The organism is Bradyrhizobium sp. 61 (genome assembly GCF_023073075.1).
GTDB lineage: Bacteria > Pseudomonadota > Alphaproteobacteria > Rhizobiales > Xanthobacteraceae > Bradyrhizobium > Bradyrhizobium barranii.
On sequence record NZ_JADPIU010000115.1, the window covers coordinates 1 to 1,480 of the forward strand.

At 59.1% G+C, this 1,480-nt stretch carries 1 protein-coding gene; it reads right to left on the reverse strand.

Features of this window, described 5'->3' with window-relative positions; genetic code table 11:
- Positions 1-381 precede the first annotated feature (381 nt).
- Positions 382-1,407: an IS110 family transposase gene (locus IVB46_RS43605; RefSeq protein ID WP_247346068.1), complete on the reverse strand. Its 1,026-nt coding sequence runs from the start codon at positions 1,405-1,407 to the stop codon at positions 382-384.
- Positions 1,408-1,480: the final 73 nt, after the last annotated feature.

Consider the following 1,480-nt stretch of genomic DNA (forward strand, 5'->3'; position numbering starts at 1 on the left):
TGTCAATCGGCCCTTTAATTGCGGATTGATGTCAATTCTCTTTTTGAAGCCATTCGGCAAGACGGTAGCGCTCGCCCCGTCGGAGCGGGTCGGGTTGCGGAGACGGGGCGAGCGCGGCTGGTAGATCGATAGCCAGCTCGGTAGTCGTGGGCCGATTAGCCGTTACCTAAATCTCAATGCGATCAGCTGCCCGTCGCTGGGGTCATGGTCCTTTCCGAGGTCGCAAGCGCCTCATGATGATGTCCGGATCGGGTGCCTCATCGTTTGCAACGGTGTGCGGGCGAGCCCGCCACCAGCCGATTGACCGAGGTCACCACGACCACCGTCCCAGCGGGACATCCCCGGGCCCGGCGGACCGGGCCAGGAACTTGCAAAATAAGGTCAGGCCGGCGCGTGGCCCCAGTCGAACGACGTACCATCGACCCAAATGCAGTGGAGGATCACAGCGATCTTGCGCGCAATGGCGACCTTTGCCTTTTTCATGCCGACCCGCTTCGCGAGCTTTATTCCCCAGGCCTTGAGGGAAGACCATTTTTTGGTCCGATAGAGAAGGACGGTCGCTGCCTCGAACAGGTAGGTTCGGAGAAGCCTGTCGCCCCATCGGGATATCTTGCCACTAGTGTCAGTTTCACCAGATTGGTTGCGCCGAGGTGTGAGGCCGAGATAGGCGCCGACTGTCGAGGCCGATCGGAAGCGGGACGGGTCATCGATCGTATGGCGGAACGTCAAGGCAGTCACCACGCCGACACCAGGAACCGTCATCAGGCGACGCGTCGTCTCGTCAGACTTCGCCAATCGGCGGACCTCGTCGTCGAATTTGCTCTGCTGCTGGCAGATATGTTCATGAATCGACAGGAGCGGCTCGATGACGTTAAGAAGTTGATGACCTTCGCCCAATAGCTCGCCGACCTGGTTACGGAACTGTTGGCCAATGGCGCGAGGGAATAGCAACCCACATTCCTTGATCAGACTGCGGACCTGGTTCTCGATATCCCGGCGCATGGACACAAGGCGGAATCGCGCGACAAGGATCGCTCGAACCTTCTGGCTCTCCTCGCTCTTGATTTTGACTTCACGATACCACCCGACCCGCACCAGTTCGGCAAGGCCCCGAGCATCATTCCGATCGCTCTTGTTCATGCGGACCGACAGTGCTGCGTGTGCATGCCTTGCATCGATGCAAACGACGGGAAGTTCAACCCTACGAAGCTCGTGCCAAAGCCAGCTTGCCATCGCGCCCGTCTCAAAGCCGATCCGCTCCGCCAGTGGCGCATGTCTACGAAGCAGCTTGGACAGATCGCCGGGATCAGACTTGGCCTTTCCTTCAAAAATCGCCTGACCAGTCTCGTTGACCACGCAAACCGAAGTCTCTCTTTGCGAGACATCCAGGCCGACGTATTGCCTCATGACAGCTCCTCCGAATCGCTTGATTGCGAGAGCTCGACGATAACGGAGCTTTCGTGCCCCGAGCGCTGACCGC

Coding starts and splice junctions, on each gene's coding strand:
- IVB46_RS43605 (WP_247346068.1), bottom strand. CDS start 1,407: ATGAGGCAATACGTCGGCCTGGATGTCTCGCAAAGAGAGACTTCGGTT.